Below are 19,746 nucleotides of genomic sequence, written 5' to 3' on the forward strand. Positions count from 1 at the left end.
ATTAAATACGTATTGACAACCCTGCCCCGATCTGTGAGCCATTATGAAACTCAGCCGTAAGCTTCCCCTTGGCTTTGCAGCCGTCACCCTGCTCGTCGCCTGCGCCGGGTTCTTCGGCATGAGCCAGATGAATCGTGCGCTCGACACCTCCAACGACGCGGTCAGCCAGTCGGGCCATGCCCAGCGTGTCGGAGGCCTGCTGTCGCGTTTCCGCCTGCAGACCCAGGAATGGAAAAACACGCTCTTGCGCGGCAAGGACGAGGAACAGCGCAACAAGTACTGGAGCGCGTTCCAGAAGCACGAAACCGAGGTCGCCGCTGAAGCGAAGGGCCTGATTGCTGCGCTGCCGGCTGGCGAAGTGCGCGAGCTCTTGACCCGCTTCGCGAGCGCGCATGCGAAGATGGGCGAGGGCTATCGCCGCGGGTTTGCCGACTTCAGCAGCGCCGAATTCGACGCCGGCGCCGGTGACCGGGCTGTCAAGGGCATGGACCGGACACCCGCCGAACTGCTGGAACAGGCCGAGAACGCGATGTCGAAACAGGCGGTCGCGACAGTTGTCGAGGCCGAGGCCGTCGGCGAGCGGGCCACGCTGCTGAGCTACAGCCTGATGTTGCTGGGCGCGGTGGCTGCGGTGGTCGCCGGCGCGCTGGTGTCGCGTTCGATCACCCGTCCGATCGAAGATGCCGTCGAAGCGGCGCAAAGCGTCGCCGCGGGCGACCTGCGCACCCTCATCGAGGTACGCGGCAATGATGAAACCGGGCAGTTGCTGCAGGCGCTGAATGACATGACGGGCAGCCTGCAGGCCATCGTGGCCCAGGTGCGCAGCGGTACCGAAACCATCGCCGTGGCTTCCGATGAAATTGCGCACGGCAATGCCGACCTGTCGCGCCGCACCGAGCAGCAGGCAGGCGCGATCGAGGAAACGGCCTCCTCGATGGAGGAGCTCACCGCCACGGTGCAGCGCAATGCCGAGAGCGCTCAGCAGGCCAGCATGTTCGCGATCTCGGCGTGCGAAGTGGCATCCAAAGGCGGCAACATGGTCGAGCAGGTGGTCGGCACCATGGCCTCGATCAGCGATTCATCGCGCAAGATCGTCGACATCATCAGCGTCATCGACGGCATCGCCTTCCAGACCAACATCCTGGCGCTGAACGCAGCGGTCGAAGCTGCGCGGGCGGGCGAGCAGGGCCGCGGCTTCGCCGTGGTGGCGGGCGAGGTGCGCAACCTGGCGCAGCGTTCCGCCACGGCGGCCAAGGAAATCAAGGAGCTGATCAACGATTCGGTGCAGCGCGTCGACGCCGGCAACCGCCTGGTGGGCGAGGCCGGCGCCACCATGGGCGACATCGTCACCAGCGTGCGCCGCGTGATGGACATCATCGCCGAGATCAGCACCGCCAGCGCCGAGCAGGGCGCGGGCATTGCGCAGGTTAACGTGGCGGTCGGCGAAATGGACACCGCCACCCAGCAGAACGCGGCCCTGGTGGAAGAAGCCGCGGCGGCGGCGGAGTCGCTGCGCGAACAGACGCAGGCACTGAACGAGGTGGTCGCGGTGTTCAAGCTGGCGCATGCGGGCGAAGGGCGCAAGGTGATCGGCCTGCGCGCCCCGCCACGCCTTGCCGCCTAGGCGCCCAGGCATCTAGGCGCTTTTAGCGTCGAGCAACATTCATCCATGCCTCGTTCGCGACAGCACAAACGCGGCCCGGCCGATGCGGCCTAACCGGGTTGCGCCGCCAGGTCGGCGGCCGGGTCCATCACCCCGGCGGGCGCCGGGGTCTTGTCCTTGAACTCGCACAGGTCACTGATCAGGCAGTTCCAGCACTTCGGTTTGCGCGCCACGCAGGTGTAGCGGCCGTGCAGGATCAGCCAGTGATGGGCATCGTGAAGAAAATCCCTGGGCACGAACCTGAGCAGCTTCTGTTCGACGATGTCGACGTTCTTGCCCGGTGCGATCCTGGTGCGGTTCGCGACCCGGAAGATGTGGGTGTCGACCGCCATGGTCGGCTCACCGAAGGCGGTATTGAGCACCACGTTGGCGGTCTTGCGGCCCACGCCCGGCAGGGCTTCCAGCGCTTCACGCTCGCGCGGCACCTCGCCGCCGAACTGGTCGACCAGGATTCGGCAGGTGGCGAGCACGTTCCTGGCCTTGTTGTTGTACAGGCCGATGGTCGAGATGTACGACTTGAGCTCGTCCAGTCCCAGGTCGAGCATGGCCTGGGGCGTGTTCGCCACCGCATACAGGCGGCGCGTGGCCTTGTTGACGCCGACGTCGGTCGACTGCGCCGACAGCAGCACCGCGATCAGGAGTTCGAAGGGCGAGCCGAATTCGAGCTCGGTGGTCGGCTTCGGGTTGGCGGCGCGAAAACGCGTGAAGATTTCTAGACGCTTGGCGGGATTCATTCGTTTTGCTCAGGTTTTATCGGGCCCGTTGCCGGCTGCCTTCTGGCGCGCGCGCTCGATCGCGGCGGCGATGATGGCGCGCTTGCGCTCTTTCTCCGCCAGCTCTTCCGGCGTGTTGGCGGCTTCCGCCGTCACCGCGCGCATCTTTTCCAGCGCCTTGGCGGCCAGGCGGGCCTCGTTCTCTTCGCGCTCGCGGCGCAGGCGCGCGGTGCGGAAGTCGTGGCGGCTGCGTGCCGCGTCGGCGGCTTCCTGCGACCACGCGTCCCAGCCGGTGCGTTCGCCGGTCACCGGGACCATCGCGATGCAGTCGACCGGGCAGGGCGCCACGCACAGGTCGCAGCCGGTGCACAGGCTCGGCAGGATGGTATGCATCTGCTTGGCGGCGCCCAGGATGGCATCCACGGGGCAGGCCTGGATGCACAGCGTGCAGCCGATGCAGAGCGACTCGTCGATGAAGGCGACCGGGCGCGGGCGCTCGATGCCGTTGGCCGGATTGATCGGGATCACCGGCCGGCCGGTGACGCTGGACAAGCGGCGCACGCCCTCGATGCCGCCGGGCGGGCACTGGTTGATCTCGGCTTCGCCGCAGGCGATCGCTTCGGCATACGGGCGGCATGCGGGATAGCCGCATTTGGTGCATTGCGTCTGCGGAAGTACGTCTTCGATCTGGTCGGCGAGGGTCTTGGTCACGGTGCGGAGGCGGGCAATGAAAGCCGGCGGTCAAAGCCGACATTATCCGCCAAAAGACGGGGCGGTGCGAAATTGCCATCACCGCTGGGAGTGTGCGTGCTGGAGCGAACAGACCGGCGCGCGTGCGCGTGATGTACTGGGGCCTCGACGCTGAAGAGGAGCACACATGAACAAATTCATCGTTCCGCTGCTGGCCGCCGCGGTGCTGGCCGGTGGCGCCGCGGCCCAGGTGCACGAGCGCGGCGAACAGGAGGCCCGCGTGCAGCAGGCCAAAGCGATCCAGGCCGGGCCCTATCGCAGCGTGCAGGCCAGCGGCCGGCTCAAGCGCGGCGAGCAGCTGCCGCCGCGCTACCGGGCACATAACTACGTGGTGGAGGACTGGAAGGCGCAGCGCCTGACCGAACCGCCGCCCGGGCACCAGTGGGTGCGGGCGGGCAGCGACTATGCCTTGGTGGCGATCGCGACCGGGGAGGTGCAGCAGGTGCTGGTGCGCAGGTGAGAGCCGCGTGCCCGCAACAAAAAAAATGCCGGAGCAAGCTCCGGCATTTTTACGTCAATCACGCATGCTTGCGGATAAACTCCCCGATCTTCGGGCAGATGATTTCGCGCCAGCGGCGGCCCGAGAAGATGCCGTAGTGGCCGCATTTCGGCGCCACGAAGTCCTGCTGCATGTCCTTCGGAATGCCGCTGCACAGGTCGTGCGCCGCCTGGGTCTGGCCCAGGCCCGAGATGTCGTCCAGCTCGCCCTCGACGGTGAACAGCGCCACCGTCTTGATGTCCTGCGGACGCACCAGCTGGCCGCCGACTTCCCAGGTGCCTTTCGGCAGGCGGTGTTCCTGGAACACGGTCTTGATGGTCTCGAGGTAGTACTCGGCCGGCATGTCGAGCACGGCGTTGTACTCGTCGTAGAACTGGCGGTGCGACTCGGCCGAGTCGTCGTCGCCGCGCACCAGGTGCTGGTAGAACTCGCGGTGGCTCTGGGCGTGGCGGCCCGGGTTCATCGCGATGAAGCCGGCATGCTGCAGGAAGCCCGGATAGACCTTGCGGCCGAAGCCGGGGTAGTTGCCCGGCACCGAATAGATCACGGTGTTTTCGAACCACGAGAAGGGTTTTTCGATCGCCAGGTCGTTGACCGCGGTGGGCGACTTGCGCGGGTCGATCGGGCCGCCCATCATCGTCATCGTCTTCGGCAGCTTCGGATCCTTGTTGGTCGCCATCAGCGAGATCGCGGCCAGCACCGGCACGGTCGGCTGGCACACCGAGATCACGTGCACGTCCGGGCCGAGGTGGCGGATGAAGTCCTGGACGTAGTAGATGTAGTCGTCGAGGTGGAACGGACCGCTCGAGAGCGGCACCATGCGGGCGTCGATCCAGTCGGTGACATAGACGTCGTGCTCGACCAGCAGGGCGCGCACGGTGTCGCGCAGCAGGGTCGCGTGGTGGCCCGACAGCGGCGCCACCAGCAACACCGTCGGCTGCTTCAGGGCGGCGAATTCCTTGTCGCTCAGGGCTTTCTTGAAGTGGCGGAGCTCGCAGAATGGCTTGTCGAGCACCGTGCGCTCGATGATGCCGACCTCGGCATCCTTGATGGAGACGCTCTTGATGCCGAATGCCGGCTTTTCGTAATCCTTCCCGAGACGGTACATCAACTCGTAACCGGCAGCGATGCGCTGCGAGAACGGGGTGTGCGCAAATGGCGAAACAGGGTTCGAGAACAGTTTCGAGGACGCATCTGCCCACTGCATCAGCGGGGTCAGGAAGGAGCGTTGCATCTCGTGCAGTTGGTAAAGCATAAATAATTCCTTCGGATAGACTGGGCGTCGCAACCGCCGATGTTTTCAGCGCGTGCATGCTCTCAATCAATTATAGGGGATAGTGATTTACTTGTGGAAACAGTCGTTTTCACTTCCCTGTGTTCACAGTTCACTTGTAGCATATTTGTGCAAATCCTTTCGGTGAACCGCCCCACATAAGCGGGTAGGCCGTGTCCGACAGCGGCTTGCGTTGCGCCGTACAAACTGAACGGCGCGCCGGGCGCAGCCATGAAAAATGCCGCCGGGCTTGCGCCGGGCGGCATTTTTACCACATGCTTCCATGCAGGATGTCTGACAATCCCCGAGGGCGCAGCCGTCGGGGCATCTGGACGTCTTAGTCGAAGACCGGGGTCTCGACGCCGAGGATCTTGTGCAGCTTCGGCGAAGTGGTCGTGTACTGCATGTGGATCTTCTTGTCCGGGAAGATGTAGGGCGCGGCGCCGAAGGCGGCCAGCGCGGCTTCGTGGAAGCCCGACAGGATCAGCTTCTTCTTGCCGGGGTAGGTGTTGATGTCGCCCACGGCGAAGATGCCCGGCACGTTGGTCTCGAACTTCTCGGTGTCCACCACCTTGAGCTGCTTGCGCTCGATGTCCAGGCCCCACTCGGCGATCGGGCCCAGCTTCGGCGACAGGCCGAAGAACACCAGCAGCATGTCCAGCGGCACGCGGCGGGTGACGCCGTCGGCGCCGGTGACCTTCACTTCGCTCAGCTGGCCGGCCTTCTCTTCGAAACCGGTGACCTGGCCGATGATCAGCTGCATCTCGTATTCGTCGCACAGGGCCTTCATCTTGGCCACCGAGGCCGGCGCGGCGCGGAAGTCCTCACGGCGGTGCAGCAGCACCACCGACTCGGCCTTGCCGACGAAGTTCAGCGCCCAGTCGAGGGCCGAGTCGCCGCCGCCGCAGATGACCAGGTTCTTGCCTTCGAACAGGACCGGATCCTTGACGCGGTAGAACAGCTGGGTGCCGTCGAACTTTTCGAGTCCGTCGACCTTCATGGTGCGCGCCTGGAACGAGCCGACGCCGGCAGCGATGAAGATGGTCTTGGTGATGAAGCGCGTGCCGGTCGAGGTCTCGACGTTGAAGCGGCTGTCTTCGCGGCGCTGGACGGTGGTGACTTCCTGGCCCAGGTGGAAGGTCGGCTCGAACGGCTCGATCTGCTTGAGCAGGTTGTCGGTCAGTTCCTGGCCGGTGCACACAGGCACGGCCGGGATGTCGTAGATCGGCTTGTCCGGGTACAGTTCCACGCACTGGCCGCCGACGGCCGGCAGCGAGTCGATGACGTGGGCCTTGATCTCGAGGAGGCCGAGTTCGAAGACCTGGAACAGGCCGACCGGACCGGCGCCGATGATCACGGCATCGGCGTCGATCGCGCCGGCGAACGAACTGTTGGGAGCGATGCTGCCCGCTTCGTGGGAGGCACTGATAGTCATGCGCTTAAATCCTGTGTTTTTTGGGTATGGGTGGAACGATGGCCGCTAGTGTGCCACGATTGACGAACCTGCGCCGGCCGGGCCCATGGCGGGCCCGGCCGGGAAGAATCAGCGGGCCAGCTGGTCCAGCTTGTCCTTGACGTCTTTCCACTCATCCGCGTCGGGCAGGGCCGGCTTGGTCTTGGTAATCGACGGCCAGAAGCGCGACAGGTCGGCGTTGATCTTGATGAACTGCTGCTGGTCGGACGGCACGTCTTCTTCCGCGTAGATCGCGTTCACCGGGCACTCGGCCACGCAGACGGCGCAGTCGATGCACTCGTCGGGGTCGATGGCGAGGAAATTCGGGCCTTCCCGGAAACAATCTACCGGGCATACATCGACGCAGTCGGTGTAGCGACAACGGATGCACGATTCGGTGACAACGTGGGTCATAACAGTCCTATTAGTTGATATGGTGTCGCGGCACCGGGCGCCCAATGGGCCGGCGGGACTTGCAAAGCACTGTATTTTAGGGCAATTCGGGTTTTCCCACAAATTGGGCTTATACACAATATATATAAGCAAATGTGGACCGTGCCGGCGCCCCATGGAGCGTCGGCACGGTCCGATCCGGCCACGCTGCTGCTCAGCTGTCGCTCATGCGCTGGTGCGCAGGCGGTCGAGCAGCGCCTGCCAGTCCCCGCCGCTGCCGTCCTCGCGCAGGAAGACGGTGTGGCAGCGCTTGCCGTCCTCGACCGTGATCTCCCAGCGCGGCAGGTCGGCCCCGATCGGGCAGGTGGGCGAGGCCGAGAAGAAGTCGACCCGATGCAACAGGTCCTCCAGTTCGCCGCCGCCGGGGTGGGCGGCGGTGTCGAGGTCGTAGGCTTCGGCCAGCCCGGCGAAGCCGCCGCAGGCGCGCGCACTGATCTTCATGCGCGCTCCGCCCCTGCCGGCTCGACCCCGGCCACCGGCACCACCGCCGCCGACGGCAACAGGCATTCGCCAAGCCGGCCATTGGCCGCACACCAGCGCGCCAGCGCCGCGGATTCGCTGTCGAGCACCCGGTTCACCCGGTGGTACTCGGGCAGGTTCATGGTGCCGCAGCAGGCGCGCCGGTCCTGGCGTGCCCCCGGCTTGTCGCAGACCTTCGGCGCCAGCGGCGCGGCCGGCGGCTGGGCCATGGCGGCCTCGCCCGGGTGCTCGACCACCTCGCGGCGCGCGAACTGGTTATGGATGAAGGCGGCGTAGATGGGCGGCTTGCCGTCGTCCTGCACGATGCGCAGCATTTCGTTGAGCACGTCGACGTAGGTGGCGGCGCGGTCCGGCGCGGCGATCAGGGCGCGCAGCAGCAGCCCGCGCAGGTAGGCCGCCACCCGGTGCAGCACGGCGGCGCAGTCGTCCAGCACCGGGTTGCGCTCGTAGGCGAACATGTCGGCCAGTACGTCGTACATGGCCCCGGTGAATACTTGCGAGATCGCATGCACCTGGGTGCCGGCCTGGCTCAGGGTCAGGTCGTTGTCGGCATTGCGCAGGCCGGTGCCGCCGCCCAGCGCCATCCCGAACTGCTCGGCGATGTCGGCCAGGTAGGTCTTGTCGTGCAGGTGTGCCTTGGTCTGGGCCACCACCGCCTCGCACTGGTCGAGCTGGGAGAGGGCCAGGAAGATCGCGGTGAGGTCGCCGAAGGCTTCGTGCAGGCCGCCGGTCTGGGGCGGGGCGTCGGCCTGCAGCCACTGCGGCTTGAGGCCGTCGAGCACGGCGTGCGCGGTCTCGTGGGCCACGATATCGAACGAGCGGCAGGTGTAGACGCGCGCCGTTTCGGCATCCGCCGCGGCTGCGGCCGCTCCGGGCGGGATGAAGTCGCCGAACTTCAGGCAGGCCTGGCTGCGGCTGTAGAAGGCGTTCATCACGTTCGGCAGGCCGTAGGGATGGACCATCAGCGGGCGCGTGTCCATGCTGGTGTTCCACTGCCAGGGCAGGGGCATGTCCAGGCCGGCGGCCAGCAGGGCGCGCTGGTACATGGTCAGGGTCTGGCGCACCACCGCGAAGGTGTGGACCGCGTCGAACTGCGGGGTATCGGGCTGGGTGACGAAGTCGCCGAAGGCGTTCGGCTCGACCGGATCGATGCCCGGCGTGCCGGGGGCGATGCGGGCGTCGCGCGGGCCGGCCAGCACCGGGCCGGGCAGGTAGGCGCGGCGGGTGCCGATCTCGCCCACCGACGGGTCCTGCTTCCACATCAGCACGCGCGCCCCGAAGGCGTGCGGCAGCGGCGGCGCTTCGGCCTGCAGTTCGTCCTCCAGCTGCGCGGCGCCGGTTCCGGGCTGCTCGCCGCCCGGATCGACCGGCTGCTCGAGCAGCCTGGCGAGGCGGTGCTGCTGCTGGTAGGGGGCGCTGGGCGTGGGGATGAAGCGAACCGGCGGCTGGTCACGGGACGTGTCCAGTTCGTCCGGCAAGAGGGCACCTGGTTCCATGACGGCTCCTTGCGAAATGTCGGGCGGCATCTCCATGGTCGCGCGCCCGGCGGCGCAGGCATTGACTAGGGTCAATTGACGTGGTTCGAGATCCGATTCGCCCGGCAGACTGGCTTACTGCGCCGTCAACTGGCATCATGGCGGGCTTTCTTGCAACGAATTAAGAAAAAGGATTCTCCAGCATGTCGGAAATTAGCATCGTCCAGGAACACACGTTGACCCCCGAGCAGGCGCGCGCGGCCGCCCAGCAGGTGGCGCAACGGATCGCGGCCGAATACGGCCTGGCATGCAAGTGGGATGGCGACGTGCTGCGCTTCGAGCGCAGCGGTGTGGAAGGGGCCCTGAGCCTGGAAGGCCAGCGTGCCGCGCTGCGGATCCGCCTGGGCTTCTTCATGGCGGCATTCGCGTCGGCCATCGAGGCCAAGGTGGCGGAAAAGATGCGCAAGGTATTCGTGCCCGCCTGATGCGCGGGCAGGCAAGGGCCACCGTCCGGGCGGCCCTGCCGTATCGGGGCGATCAGCCCTTCAGTTCTTCGACCAGGTCGATGTACTGCTGCATCGCGTCTTCCTGCGAGGTGCCCTTCAGGGCAGCCCAGGCGTCGAACTTGGCGCGGTTGACGAAGTCGGTCATGCCCGGGCGCTCGCCGGTGGCGTCGCCGCTCGACCCCTGCTTGTAGAGCGCGTAAATCTTCAGCAAGGTCATGTTGTCCGGGCGTTCCGGCAGATTCTTCGATTCGGCCTGGGCCTGGGCGAACTGTTCCTGCAAGCTCATGAATACTCCTGTGGTGGTTGCGTTGGCAATGTGTAATGCAGGAGGGGATCTTAGCGCAGGCGGGGCGCGTTCACGGCCAAACGGCGTGAACTTTAGAGGAGATGCTCGGGGTAGGGTGGTCGGCTTCGCCGACCGCGCGTTCAACCGGCGCGAGCGTGAACGCAGCGCGTCTGTTTACCCGAGGTTTGAACGCGCGCACGGCGAAGCCGTGCACCCTACGCGGCTTAGACAGCCAGCAGTTCGACGTCGAAGAGCAGGGTGGCGTTCGGCGGAATCACGCCGCCGGCGCCGCGCGCGCCGTAGCCGAGGCTGGCCGGGATGGTCAGGCGGCGCTGGCCGCCGACCTTCATGCCCTGCACGCCTTCGTCCCAGCCGCGGATCACGTGGCCGGCGCCCAGCGCGAACTGGAACGGGTCGTTGCGGTCCTTGCTCGAATCGAACTTGGCGCCCTGGCTGCCGTCATCGTTGCGCAGCCAGCCGGTGTAGTGGACGGTCACGTGCTGGCCGGCTTTCGCCTCGGCGCCGTTGCCGACGACGGTGTCTTCGTATTGCAGGCCGGAATCAGTGGTAATGGTGGACATGGTTTTTCCTGTTGTTCAAGTTGAACGGGGATTGTAGTGCATGCACCCGAGGTGCGCCAAACGGCCCCGGCGCGTGGCGCGCCGGCGCATCTGCGTACAATGGCAATATTGGAACCCAGACAAGGAAGCGCCATGCCCCACCGTTCCCGACCGATCTTGCACGAGGCTGCCCGATGAAGGGCGTCGGCACCGCCTACCGGCGCGCGTTGCGCGCCCAGTTCTCGCGCCGCATGCTGCTGCTGTCCGGCGCGCCGCTGGCGCTGTCGCTGCTGCTGTGGGGCGCGCTGCTGTGGACCGGGCTGCAGCCGCTGCTCGACTGGCTGCAGGGCGTGTTCGCCGACTACGACCTGTTCCAGACCAGCGGCAGCATGCTGTCGATGCTCGGCCTCGGCATGCTCAAGGTGATGGTGGTGCCGCTGCTGGCGATCGCGCTGCTGCTGCCCCTGATGATCGCTTCGGCCTTGCTGTTCATGGGCGTGATCGCGATGCCGGTGATCGAGCGCCATGTCGGCAACAGCCTGTATCCCAAGCTGGAGAAGAAGGAGGGCGGCAGTTTCATCGGCAGCGTCGCCGTCAACGTCGGCAGCACCGCGGTGTTCGCGGTGCTGTGGCTGTTGACGCTGCCCTTGTACGCGCTGCCGCCGCTGGCCTGGCTGGTGCAGGCCGGCCTGTGGGCCTGGGTGACCTCGCGCGTGATGAGCTACGACGCGCTGGCCGCGCACGCCAGTCCCGATGAGCGGCGCGCACTGATGCGCCGCCATCGCGGCGCGCTGCTGGCGATCGGCTTCGCCTCCGGCCTGGCCGGGGCGCTGCCCGGCATCGCCTGGATGGGCGGGGCCTTGATCTCGATCGTGCTGTTCCCCTTCCTGGCCCTGCTGTCCTTGTGGCTGTACATCATGATCTTCCTGTTTGCCGGGCTGTGGTTCCAGTATTACTGCCTGGGCGCGCTGGAAGAATTGCGCGGCGGTATTCCACCCGCTTGACAAGGAGGGCTTCGATGGAATTCGGTCTGATTGTCGTCGGCGACGAGATCCTGTCCGGCAGGCGCCAGGACAAGCATTTTTCGAAAGTGGTCGAGCTGCTCGGCGCGCGCGGCCTGCAACTGTCCTGGGCCGAATTCATCGGCGACGACCCGGTTCGCCTGACGGCACTGCTGCGCCGCAGCTTCGGCGGGGACGACATCGTGTTCTGCTGCGGCGGCATCGGCGCGACCCCGGACGACCACACGCGCCAGTGCGCGGCCGCGGCGCTCGGGCTGCCCCTGGCGCTGCACCCGGAAGGGCGCCGCAACATCGAGCAACGCATTCGCGACACCGCGCGCGAGGCTGGCCACGAAGCCGACCTGCAGGCGCCCGACAACCTGCAGCGCCTGAAGATGGCCGAATTTCCCGAAGGCGCGGACCTGATTCCGAACCCGTACAACCGCATTGCCGGTTTCACCGTGCGGCGGCACCACTTCGTGCCGGGCTTTCCCGTGATGGCCTGGCCCATGCTCGCGTGGGTGCTCGACACCCACTACGCACATTTATTCCACGCCTCGGTCCACCTGGAACGCTCACTGATCGTTTATGAGCAGGCGGAGGCGCTCCTGACCCCGCTGATGGAGGCGCTGGAGCGCGATTACCCCGGCGTGCGGGTGTTCAGCCTGCCCAGCGTGGGCGACGCGCAGACCCGCCGCCATATCGAACTGGGAGTGAAGGGCGCGCCCGCGCAGGTGGAGCCGGCTTTCCTTGCCATGCAGGCAGAACTGCAGCGCCGCCGGGCCGAATTCCGCACTTTGTAGGACTACATGCCGTCCAGTTAACTCGGCCGTTGTTTTTTTGCGAAAATACTTCGCACGGGTCAAAATTGTTAAACCGTGTCTCGCGCGGGTCCTGTTGATGTGGTGGAATGATACCTGTGGAGGTGCAATCCTGAGTGAGTTTGCGCCGCACATTTTTGCATACTGACGAGGGCCCACTCACTCGAACAAGGCAGAGGCAAGGATGGCGGGCAGCTTGGCAGGGATTGAGCACGAAATTGATTCAAACCGGTTGAGCCATCATGGAAAGTATTCGCCGCACCAAGCGGCCCAGTAAGCTAATTCGCGCAGTCAGTCGGTGGCTGGGACAACTCGCCCAGGCAGCGGCTGGCCGCGCACCCGTGCTCGCATCCGCGGGCGGCAACGACGTTCCGCTGTACGAAGCCTATCCGCACCTGGCGGCCGGCGGCGGCGTGCCGTCGGGCGCGCCGGTGCCGCCAGACCCTTCCGAAGGCGGCCCCGAAGGCGCGCCCGAGAAGGCGCCGCGCAAGCGTCGTTACAAGCCCTGGCTCTACCTTGTCCTCCTGATCCTGCTGGCGCTGCTGGCCGGCTGGGGTGCGTTCGAGATGCGCTCCTCGCGCCTGCAGGCGAAGATCTTCGCCGAGATGGCGGACGACCTGAACTTCCATATGGAGCAAGGCGTCAGCAAGTCGATCCGTTTCCCGGCCGCCAGCCCCTACGACACCCGCCTCGGCTATGCCAACCTGCCGGCCTACCTGGAAAAGCTGCAATCGCGCGGCTACGTCATCGACGCCCAGGCGCGCATCTCGCCCAGGATGGTCGAATTCGCCGATCGCGGCCTGTACGCCACCTACCACGAAAAGACCCAGGTCGGCCTCGAGATCCTCGACTGCCGCGCCCAGCCGCTGTTCGCATCGCGCTTCCCGGAGCGCTACTATCACAAGTTCGAGGACGCGCCGCCGCTGCTGGTGCACAGCCTGCTGTTCATCGAGAACCGCGAGCTGCTCGACCCGGCCTACCCGCGCCGCAACCCGGCGGTCGAATGGGACCGCTTCTCGAAAGCGGTGTTCGACAAGACCCTGAGCAGCGTCGGCCTGGGTGGTGGCGGCCGCGTCGCCGGCGGCAGCACGCTGGCGACCCAGATCGAGAAGTACCGCCATTCGCCCGAAGGGCGTACCGGTTCGCTGCAGGACAAGATGATCCAGATGGCCTCGGCCACGCTGCGCGCCTACCAGGACGGCGAGGACACGACCGGGGCGCGGCGCCAGATCGTGCTCGACTACCTGAACACCGTGCCGCTGTCGGCCAAGTCCGGTTACGGCGAGGTCAACGGCATCGGCGACGGCATGTGGGTCTGGTATGGCCGCGACTTTGCCAAGCTGAGCAGCATGCTGCGCGGCCCGATGGACAGCCAGGAAGCCGTCACCGCCTACAAGGAGGCCCTGTCCCTGATGATCGCCCAGCGCCGTCCGGCCTACTACCTGGGCGCCGGCGAGCAAGACCTCGAAACGCTCACCAACAGTCACCTGCGCGTGCTGGCGCAGGCCGGCGTGATTTCGCCGCAACTGCGCGACGCCGCGCTCAAGGCCCAGCTGCACCCGGCCAAGGGCTCGGGCGTGGCGCCGCCGGGCGCCGACGCGTTTGTCACGCGCAAGGCCGCCAACGCGGTGCGCAACCACCTCGGCTACCTGGTGGGCGATTCGCGCCTGTACAACCTCGACCGCCTCGATCTCTCGGTGGTATCGACCCTCGACGCCCAGGTGCAGAAGGCCGTCACCGACACGCTGCGCAATCTGAACGACGCCGAGCAGGCGAAGGCGGCCGGCCTGACCGGCAAGGGTCTGCTCGGCAACGGCGACCCGTCCCAGGTGGTGTACAGCTTCACCCTGATGGAGCGCGGCGAGCACGTCAACTACCTGCGCGTCCAGACCGACAACTACGACCAGCCGCTCGACATCAACGAAGGCGCGAAGCTCGACCTGGGCTCGACCGCCAAGCTGCGCACCCTGGTGACCTACCTCGACATCGTCGACCAGTTGCACAAGCGCTTCGAGCCGATGGACGAGATCGGCCTGATGGGCGTCGAGGTCGATGCCAAGGACCGCATGTCGCAATGGGCACTGGAATATTTCCGCGGCTTGCCGAACGGCGCCGACCGCGGCCTCAAGCCGATGCTGGCCGCCGCGCTGGAGCGCAAGTACTCCGCCAACCCGGGCGAGTCCTTCTTCACCGGCGGCGGCCTGCACACCTTCGGCAACTTCAGCAGGCTGGACAACAGCAAGATCATGACGGTCACCGAGGCGCTGCGCAATTCGACCAACCTGGTGTTCGTGCGCATGATGCGCGACGTGGTGCGCTACTACATGTTCCAGTTGCCGGGCTCCTCGGCCCAGCTGCTGGCCGACGCCGACGACCCGCGCCGCGCCGCCTATCTGGCCCGCTTCGCCGACAACGAAGGCAAGGTCTTCATGGCCCGGTTCTGGAACAAGTACAAGGGCAAGACCCCGGCCGAGATCGAAGAGCTGCTGTTCTCGGGCGTGCGTCCGCTGGCGTCCAAGCTGGCCGCCGCCCACCGCACCGTGTTCCCGAACGCGACGATGGCGCAGTTCGGCGCCTTCGTCGACAAGAACCTGCCGGCGTCGCACGACATGGATCCGGAGCGCATTCCGAAGATGTACGAGATGTATGACCCGCGCAATATGTCGCTGGCCGACCGCGGCTACGTGGCTTCGGTGCATCCGCTCGAACTGTGGCTGGTGAGCTACCTGCGCAGCCACCCGAATGCCGGCTGGACCGAAATCACCAACGCCAGCGTCAAGGAGCGCCAGGACGTGTATTCGTGGCTGTTCAAGACCCACCGCAAGCACGCCCAGGACAAGCGCATCGCCGGCCTGCTCGAGGTGGAGGCCTTCCTGAAGATCCACGCGCAGTGGAAGAAGATGGGCTATCCCTTCGATTCGCTGGTGCCGTCGTACGCGACCACCCTGGGCGCCTCGGCCGACCGTCCGGCCGCGCTGGCCGAGCTGATGGGCATCATCGTCAACGAGGGCGTGCGCAAGCCGGTCGAGCGGATCGACTCGCTGCACTTCGCCAAGAACACGCCCTACGAGACCCTGGTCAAGCGCAGCAAGGGTGGCGGCAAGGAGCAGGTGCTGGCGCCCGAGGTGGCGCGCGCGGTGGCCGACGCCATCCAGGGCGTGGTCACCGACGGCACCGCCAAGCGCGTCAAGACCGCCTTCAAGCAGAGCGATGGCAGCGTGATCGCCGTGGGCGGCAAGACCGGCACCGGCGACCAGCGCTTCGAGGTGTATGCGCGCGGCGGCCGCGTGATCGAATCGCGCTACGTGAACCGTTCGGCCACCTTCGTCTTCAACATCGGCGAGCGCTACTTCGGCAGCATGACCGCCTACGTGCACGGCCCGCAGTCGGGCAACTACGACTTCACCAGCGCGCTGCCGGTGCAGCTGCTGACCAACCTGGCGCCGAGCCTGATGCCCATGATCGAACCGCCGCCGGCCAGCGTCGCCGGTACGCCGGGCGGCGCCCAGCGCCAGTGCGTCCGTTGAAAGGACCTTCCGGCGCGCGCGGTTCAGCGGTGCTGCGTGCCATGACGCGCATGCGCCAGTTCAGCATCGTGTCCCTGCGCGACCTGCTGGTCGCGTCGGGCCCGACGCTGCTGGCGGCGATCGCGGTGGCGGTGCTGGCCTACCTGTGGGTCGACCCGGCGCCGCCGCGCCGGCTCGCCATGGCCACCGGCCAGTTCAACAGCGCCTACGAAGAATTCGGCCGCCAGTACGCCAAGCGGCTTGCCCGCGACGAGATCACGCTCACGCTCCAGCCTTCGCTGGGATCGGCGGACAACCTGCGGCGCCTCATCGACGGGAAGGCCGACGTCGCCTTCGTGCAGAGCGGTTCCACCGAAGAAGGCCAGGCCGCGGCCGCCGGACTGGTGTCGCTGGGCAGCCTGTTCACCGAGCCGGTCTGGCTGTTCCTGCGCGAAGGCGCCCAGGTCGCGCAGTTGACCGACCTGCGGGCCAAGCGCATCAACCTGGGCCCGGAAGGCACCGGCGTGCCCGGCCTGTTCCGCCAGGTGCTGGACGCGAACGGCATTGCGCCGGGCGAGCTGACGATCGGCGCGCTCGAGAACACGCCGGCCACGGTGGAACTGCTGGCGGGGCGCATCGACGGCCTGGTGTTCAGCTCGGCGCCCGAAGCGCCGCTGATCCAGATGCTGCTGCAGACGCCCGGTATCCAGTTGTTCAACTTCAGCCGGGCCGAGGCCTACACGCGGCGCCTGCCTTTCCTGACCCATGTGGTGCTGCCGCGCGGGATCGTCGACCTCGGGCGCGACATCCCGGCCCAGGATTACCACCTGATCGCCCCCACCGCGACCCTGGTGGCGCGGGAAGACCTGCACCCGGCCCTGGTCGGACTGCTGGTGAAGTCGGCCGGCGAGATCCACGGCAAGGCCGGCTGGTTCCAGCAGCAGGGCCAGTTCCCCTCGCCGAAGTACACCGAGATCCCGGTGGCGCAGGAGGCGGCGCGCTATTACCGCGACGGCGCGCCCTTCATGCAGCGCTACCTGCGCTTCTGGCTGGCCAACCTGTTCGAGCGCCTGTGGGTGGTGGCGGTGGCGCTGGCGGCGCTCCTGATTCCGCTCTCCAGGATCGTCCCGCCGATCTACGTGTGGCGGGTGCGCTCGCGCGTGTACCGCTGGTACGGCGAACTGCGCAAGGTCGAACAGGAGCTCGAGGGCGAACGGGAAGCGAGCGCCCCGCAAGAACGGGCGGCCGCGCGCGCAGGTTTGCTGGACCGCCTCGACGACATCGAAGAGCGCGTCAACCACATCTCGATTCCGCTCGCCTACGCCGAAGAACTGTACCGCCTGCGCAGCCACATCAATTTCGTACGCGAGCGCGTGCGCGGCACCATCGACCAGCACGGCAGGGCGACCGTGCCCTTGGCGAAATAGCAAACGCCGGCGGAAACGGATTACACTGGCGGTCTTTGTTCCGCATCCCGAAGGAAGTCATGATCCGCCGTCCGTTTTCCGCCCTCGCGCTGGGCGTGATGCTGGCCTGTGCCGCTGGGGCCCAGGCCGCAACCGAGTCCGCCGCACCGGCCGACGCCGCCGCGCACAAGCGCAGCCCGCGTGAAGCCTATACCAAGTACGAATACCGCATCCCGATGCGCGACGGCGTGACGCTGTTCACGGCCGTGTACGTGCCGAAGGACAGTTCCAGGCCTTATCCCTTCCTGATGCAGCGTACGCCCTACGGCGCCGGCGTGTATGCGCAGGGCGAGCAGCGCTACGGCGTGGACTGGTTCCCCGAAGCGCTCGGCCCCTCGCGCGAACTGGAAGATGCCGGCTACATCTTCGTGACCCAGGACGTGCGCGGCCGCTACATGTCCGAAGGCAGCTGGCAGGAGATGACCCCGCACGCCAAGGGCAAGCGCGAGCGGGGCGAAGGGCAGGAAAGCGAGGACATGCACGACACCGTCGAGTGGCTCCTGAAGCACATCCCGAACAACAACGGCCGGGTCGGGATCTGGGGCATCAGCTATCCGGGCTTCTATACGGCGGCCAGCATCATCGATTCGCACCCGGCGATCAAGGCGGCTTCGCCGCAGGCGCCGATCGCCGACCTGTACATGGGCGACGACTCCTACCACGGCGGCGCCTTCATGCTGTCGGCGAACTTCGATTTTTACTCGGCCTTCCTGCCGCAGAAGAATCCGACCGTGGGCAGCAAGGCGCGCTCGCGCTTCGAATACGGCGAGGCCGACGCCTACGACTTCTTCCTGAAGCGCTTGACGATGCCGAACATCCTCGCCAGCCTGAGCGACGAGCAGCGCGAGCTGCTGGTGCCGACCATCGAGCACGACACCTACGACGCATTCTGGCGCACGCGCGCGATCACGCCGCACATGAAGAACGTGAAGGCGGCGGTACTGACCGTGGGCGGCTGGTTCGACGCCGAAGACCCGGCCGGCCCGTTCGCGATCTACAAGGCAGTGGGCAAGCACAACCCGGGCACGCCGAACGCGCTGGTGATCGGCCCCTGGGTGCATGGCGGCTGGGCGCGCGGCGACGGCGCGCGCCTGGGCCATGTGAGCTTCGACGCCAGGACGAGCGAGTACTTCCGCCGCGAGCTCCAGTTCCCGTTTTTTGAACAGCACCTGAAGGGCGTGAAGCCGGCGCGCGCCTTGCCCGCCGTGAGCGCGTTCGAGACCGGCACCAATGTCTGGCGTAGCTATGCCGCCTGGCCGCCGGCCCCGGCCAGGGCACGCACCCTGTACTTCGGCCCGAACGGCAGCCTGGGCTGGCAGCAGCCGGCAGCTTCCGGCGCCGGCTACGACGAGTACGTCGCCGATCCGAGGAAGCCCGTGCCCTTCATCGGCTACCCGGCCACCGGCGTGCCGCGCGAATACATGGTGTCGGACCAGCGCTTTGCCGCCACCCGTCCCGACGTGCTGGTCTACCAGAGCGAGGTGCTGGAAGAGGATGTCACCGTGGTCGGTTCCGTGGAACCGAAGCTGTTCGTGTCCACCACCGGCACCGACGCCGACTGGGTGGTCAAGCTGATCGACGTGTATCCGGCCGACTACCCGACTCCGGCGGCCGAGCGCAAGGGCAGCGACGTCGGCCCGCCGAGCGTGAACCTGGGCGGCTTCCAGCAACTGGTGCGCGGCAATCCGCTGCGCGGCAAGTTCCGCAACAGCTTCGAGCGGCCCGCGCCTTTCACCCCGGGCAAGCAGGAGGCCTTGAGTTTCGACATCGGCGAAGTGAACCACACCTTCCGCCGCGGCCACCGCATCATGGTGCAGGTGCAGAGCTCCTGGTTCCCGCTGATCGACCTGAACCCGCAGACCTTCACCCACATCCCGCAGGCCAAGCCGGAAGATTTTAAAAAGGCGACCCAGCGGGTGTATCGCGCGCCGGGCGCGGCATCAGGCTTGCAGCTGATGGTGATGCCGGCGCAGTGATGTCGTGGGGTGGGCAAGCAGCGTTTGCACGGACGCGCTGCGGCTCGCGCGTGCCCTCGGTCACCGCGTGGGCGGGAGGACCCGCCCGTGCTCCGGGGTCATCAGGCCCCGATCCAGGGCAATCCCGCCATGCACCAGCCGCCGACCGTCTTGCGATGCCCCTCGGCATCGCGGTCCCCCTCGAAACCTTCCAGGATGTCGTAGGACTCGGCAAACCCGTGTTCGGTCGCGACGCGCGCGCCATGGCGCGAGCGCACGCCGGAGCGGCACAGGAACAGCAGCACCTCGTCCTTGCGCGCCAGCTGTTCGAGCTGCGCACCGAATGCGGGATTCGGCGCACCGCCGGGGTAGGTGGCCCACTCCACCGCGAGGTGCTGGGCCGCGGGAATCGCCACCCGGCCGACCCAGTCGCGCTCGGCATTGGTGCGCACGTCGACCAGCTTCACGCGCGGGTCGCCCTGCACGAGCGCAAAGGCTTCGCCGGGCGTGACGGCGCCGGCATAGGGCTGGCCGGAGGCGCGTTGGCGCGCGGCGGCGAGGATGGCTTCAGTTGTCGTCATGATGTCTGGTCCGGTAAGAGCGTCGAGTCCGATTAGGCAAAGAAAAAGGCGTGCACCAACTTGGTTCGGTGTATCCTGCGCTGCGATGGTGCGTTGCGCCTGCTTTGCACCATTTTGGTGCGAATGCTGGTGCATGTCCGCCGGTGATGCATGGCGATTGTAGGACCAAACACCAAGGCTTTCCAACGAAGCATTGTGCATTTACTCATAACGCTGGGGTGGCACGCTTCATGCTTTTATGGATAGCAAGTTGCCGTGCTGCGGACTGAGCGCGCGGCACCCCCTTTTCAATCAGGAGAGATACG

At 66.6% G+C, this 19,746-nt stretch carries 18 protein-coding genes; 8 read left to right on the forward strand and 10 right to left on the reverse strand.

Going from position 1 to position 19,746, the window contains the following annotated elements; all coding sequences use genetic code 11:
* The first annotated feature begins 43 nt into the window (after positions 1-43).
* Positions 44-1,624, forward strand: coding sequence for a HAMP domain-containing protein (locus tag IM543_06505; protein QOY95506.1), 1,581 nt, complete (start codon positions 44-46; stop codon positions 1,622-1,624).
* An 89-nt stretch (positions 1,625-1,713) separates the two neighbouring features.
* Here IM543_06505 and nth read toward each other — a convergent pair whose 3' ends face one another.
* Both nth and rsxB read right to left on the reverse strand, forming a co-directional pair.
* Positions 1,714-2,397, reverse strand: coding sequence for an endonuclease III (gene nth / locus IM543_06510; protein ID QOY95507.1), 684 nt, complete (start codon positions 2,395-2,397; stop codon positions 1,714-1,716).
* Positions 2,398-2,406: 9 nt separating this feature from the next.
* Positions 2,407-3,087 carry an electron transport complex subunit RsxB gene (gene rsxB, locus IM543_06515; protein ID QOY95508.1) on the reverse strand — a complete coding sequence of 227 codons (681 nt, stop codon included), beginning with the start codon at positions 3,085-3,087 and terminating at the stop codon, positions 2,407-2,409.
* Between the two features lie 166 nt (positions 3,088-3,253).
* Here rsxB and IM543_06520 point away from each other — a divergent pair, with 166 nt between their 5' ends.
* On the forward strand, positions 3,254-3,586 hold the full coding sequence (locus IM543_06520) for an RcnB family protein (GenBank protein QOY95509.1): 333 nt from the start codon (positions 3,254-3,256) through the stop codon (positions 3,584-3,586).
* A gap of 58 nt (positions 3,587-3,644) precedes the next feature.
* Here IM543_06520 and IM543_06525 read toward each other — a convergent pair whose 3' ends face one another.
* The 5 genes from IM543_06525 to IM543_06545 all read right to left on the reverse strand — a co-directional run bounded on the left by IM543_06525 (position 3,645) and on the right by IM543_06545 (position 8,780).
* Positions 3,645-4,880 (reverse strand): polyhydroxyalkanoate depolymerase, encoded by a 1,236-nt coding sequence (locus IM543_06525; protein ID QOY95510.1) that lies wholly within the window; start codon positions 4,878-4,880, stop codon positions 3,645-3,647.
* Between the two features lie 355 nt (positions 4,881-5,235).
* On the reverse strand, positions 5,236-6,300 hold the full coding sequence (locus tag IM543_06530) for an NAD(P)/FAD-dependent oxidoreductase (GenBank protein ID QOY96547.1): 1,065 nt from the start codon (positions 6,298-6,300) through the stop codon (positions 5,236-5,238).
* A gap of 141 nt (positions 6,301-6,441) precedes the next feature.
* Positions 6,442-6,765 (reverse strand): ferredoxin family protein, encoded by a 324-nt coding sequence (locus IM543_06535; protein QOY95511.1) that lies wholly within the window; start codon positions 6,763-6,765, stop codon positions 6,442-6,444.
* A 204-nt stretch (positions 6,766-6,969) separates the two neighbouring features.
* The gene (locus tag IM543_06540) at positions 6,970-7,245 is read right to left on the reverse strand and encodes a hypothetical protein (GenBank protein ID QOY95512.1); all 276 of its coding nucleotides are present in this window, start codon (positions 7,243-7,245) and stop codon (positions 6,970-6,972) included.
* Complete coding sequence (locus tag IM543_06545; protein ID QOY95513.1) at positions 7,242-8,780, reverse strand: hypothetical protein; 1,539 nt, start codon at positions 8,778-8,780, stop codon at positions 7,242-7,244. The genes IM543_06540 and IM543_06545 overlap by 4 nt, the downstream gene beginning before the upstream one ends.
* Positions 8,781-8,962: 182 nt before the next feature.
* On the opposite strand from IM543_06545, the gene IM543_06550 reads away from it, so the two are divergent.
* Positions 8,963-9,244, forward strand: a complete 282-nt coding sequence (locus tag IM543_06550; protein ID QOY95514.1) for a polyhydroxyalkanoic acid system family protein — start codon at positions 8,963-8,965, stop codon at positions 9,242-9,244.
* 52 nt (positions 9,245-9,296) lie between these two features.
* Here the strand turns inward: IM543_06550 and IM543_06555 are convergent, their stop codons facing one another.
* Both IM543_06555 and IM543_06560 read right to left on the reverse strand, forming a co-directional pair.
* Positions 9,297-9,551, reverse strand: coding sequence for an acyl-CoA-binding protein (locus tag IM543_06555; GenBank protein QOY95515.1), 255 nt, complete (start codon positions 9,549-9,551; stop codon positions 9,297-9,299).
* Positions 9,552-9,775: 224 nt separating this feature from the next.
* Positions 9,776-10,132, reverse strand: coding sequence for an FKBP-type peptidyl-prolyl cis-trans isomerase (locus tag IM543_06560; GenBank protein ID QOY95516.1), 357 nt, complete (start codon positions 10,130-10,132; stop codon positions 9,776-9,778).
* A gap of 173 nt (positions 10,133-10,305) precedes the next feature.
* Here IM543_06560 and IM543_06565 point away from each other — a divergent pair, with 173 nt between their 5' ends.
* From IM543_06565 to IM543_06585, 5 genes are all read left to right on the forward strand, one after another.
* The gene (locus IM543_06565) at positions 10,306-11,115 is read left to right on the forward strand and encodes an EI24 domain-containing protein (protein ID QOY95517.1); all 810 of its coding nucleotides are present in this window, start codon (positions 10,306-10,308) and stop codon (positions 11,113-11,115) included.
* A gap of 14 nt (positions 11,116-11,129) precedes the next feature.
* Entirely contained in the window at positions 11,130-11,915 is a 786-nt protein-coding gene (locus tag IM543_06570; protein QOY95518.1) for a competence/damage-inducible protein A, read from the forward strand.
* A gap of 359 nt (positions 11,916-12,274) precedes the next feature.
* Positions 12,275-15,460 carry a transglycosylase domain-containing protein gene (locus tag IM543_06575; GenBank protein ID QOY95519.1) on the forward strand — a complete coding sequence of 1,062 codons (3,186 nt, stop codon included), beginning with the start codon at positions 12,275-12,277 and terminating at the stop codon, positions 15,458-15,460.
* A gap of 41 nt (positions 15,461-15,501) precedes the next feature.
* Complete coding sequence (locus IM543_06580; protein QOY96548.1) at positions 15,502-16,866, forward strand: ABC transporter substrate-binding protein; 1,365 nt, start codon at positions 15,502-15,504, stop codon at positions 16,864-16,866.
* 59 nt (positions 16,867-16,925) lie between these two features.
* Positions 16,926-18,881, forward strand: a complete 1,956-nt coding sequence (locus tag IM543_06585) for a CocE/NonD family hydrolase (GenBank protein ID QOY95520.1) — start codon at positions 16,926-16,928, stop codon at positions 18,879-18,881.
* A 101-nt stretch (positions 18,882-18,982) separates the two neighbouring features.
* Here IM543_06585 and IM543_06590 read toward each other — a convergent pair whose 3' ends face one another.
* On the reverse strand, positions 18,983-19,441 hold the full coding sequence (locus tag IM543_06590; GenBank protein QOY95521.1) for a rhodanese-like domain-containing protein: 459 nt from the start codon (positions 19,439-19,441) through the stop codon (positions 18,983-18,985).
* Positions 19,442-19,746 lie beyond the last annotated feature (305 nt).

This window comes from Massilia sp. UMI-21 (assembly GCA_015277795.1).
Taxonomy (GTDB): domain Bacteria; phylum Pseudomonadota; class Gammaproteobacteria; order Burkholderiales; family Burkholderiaceae_D; genus Telluria.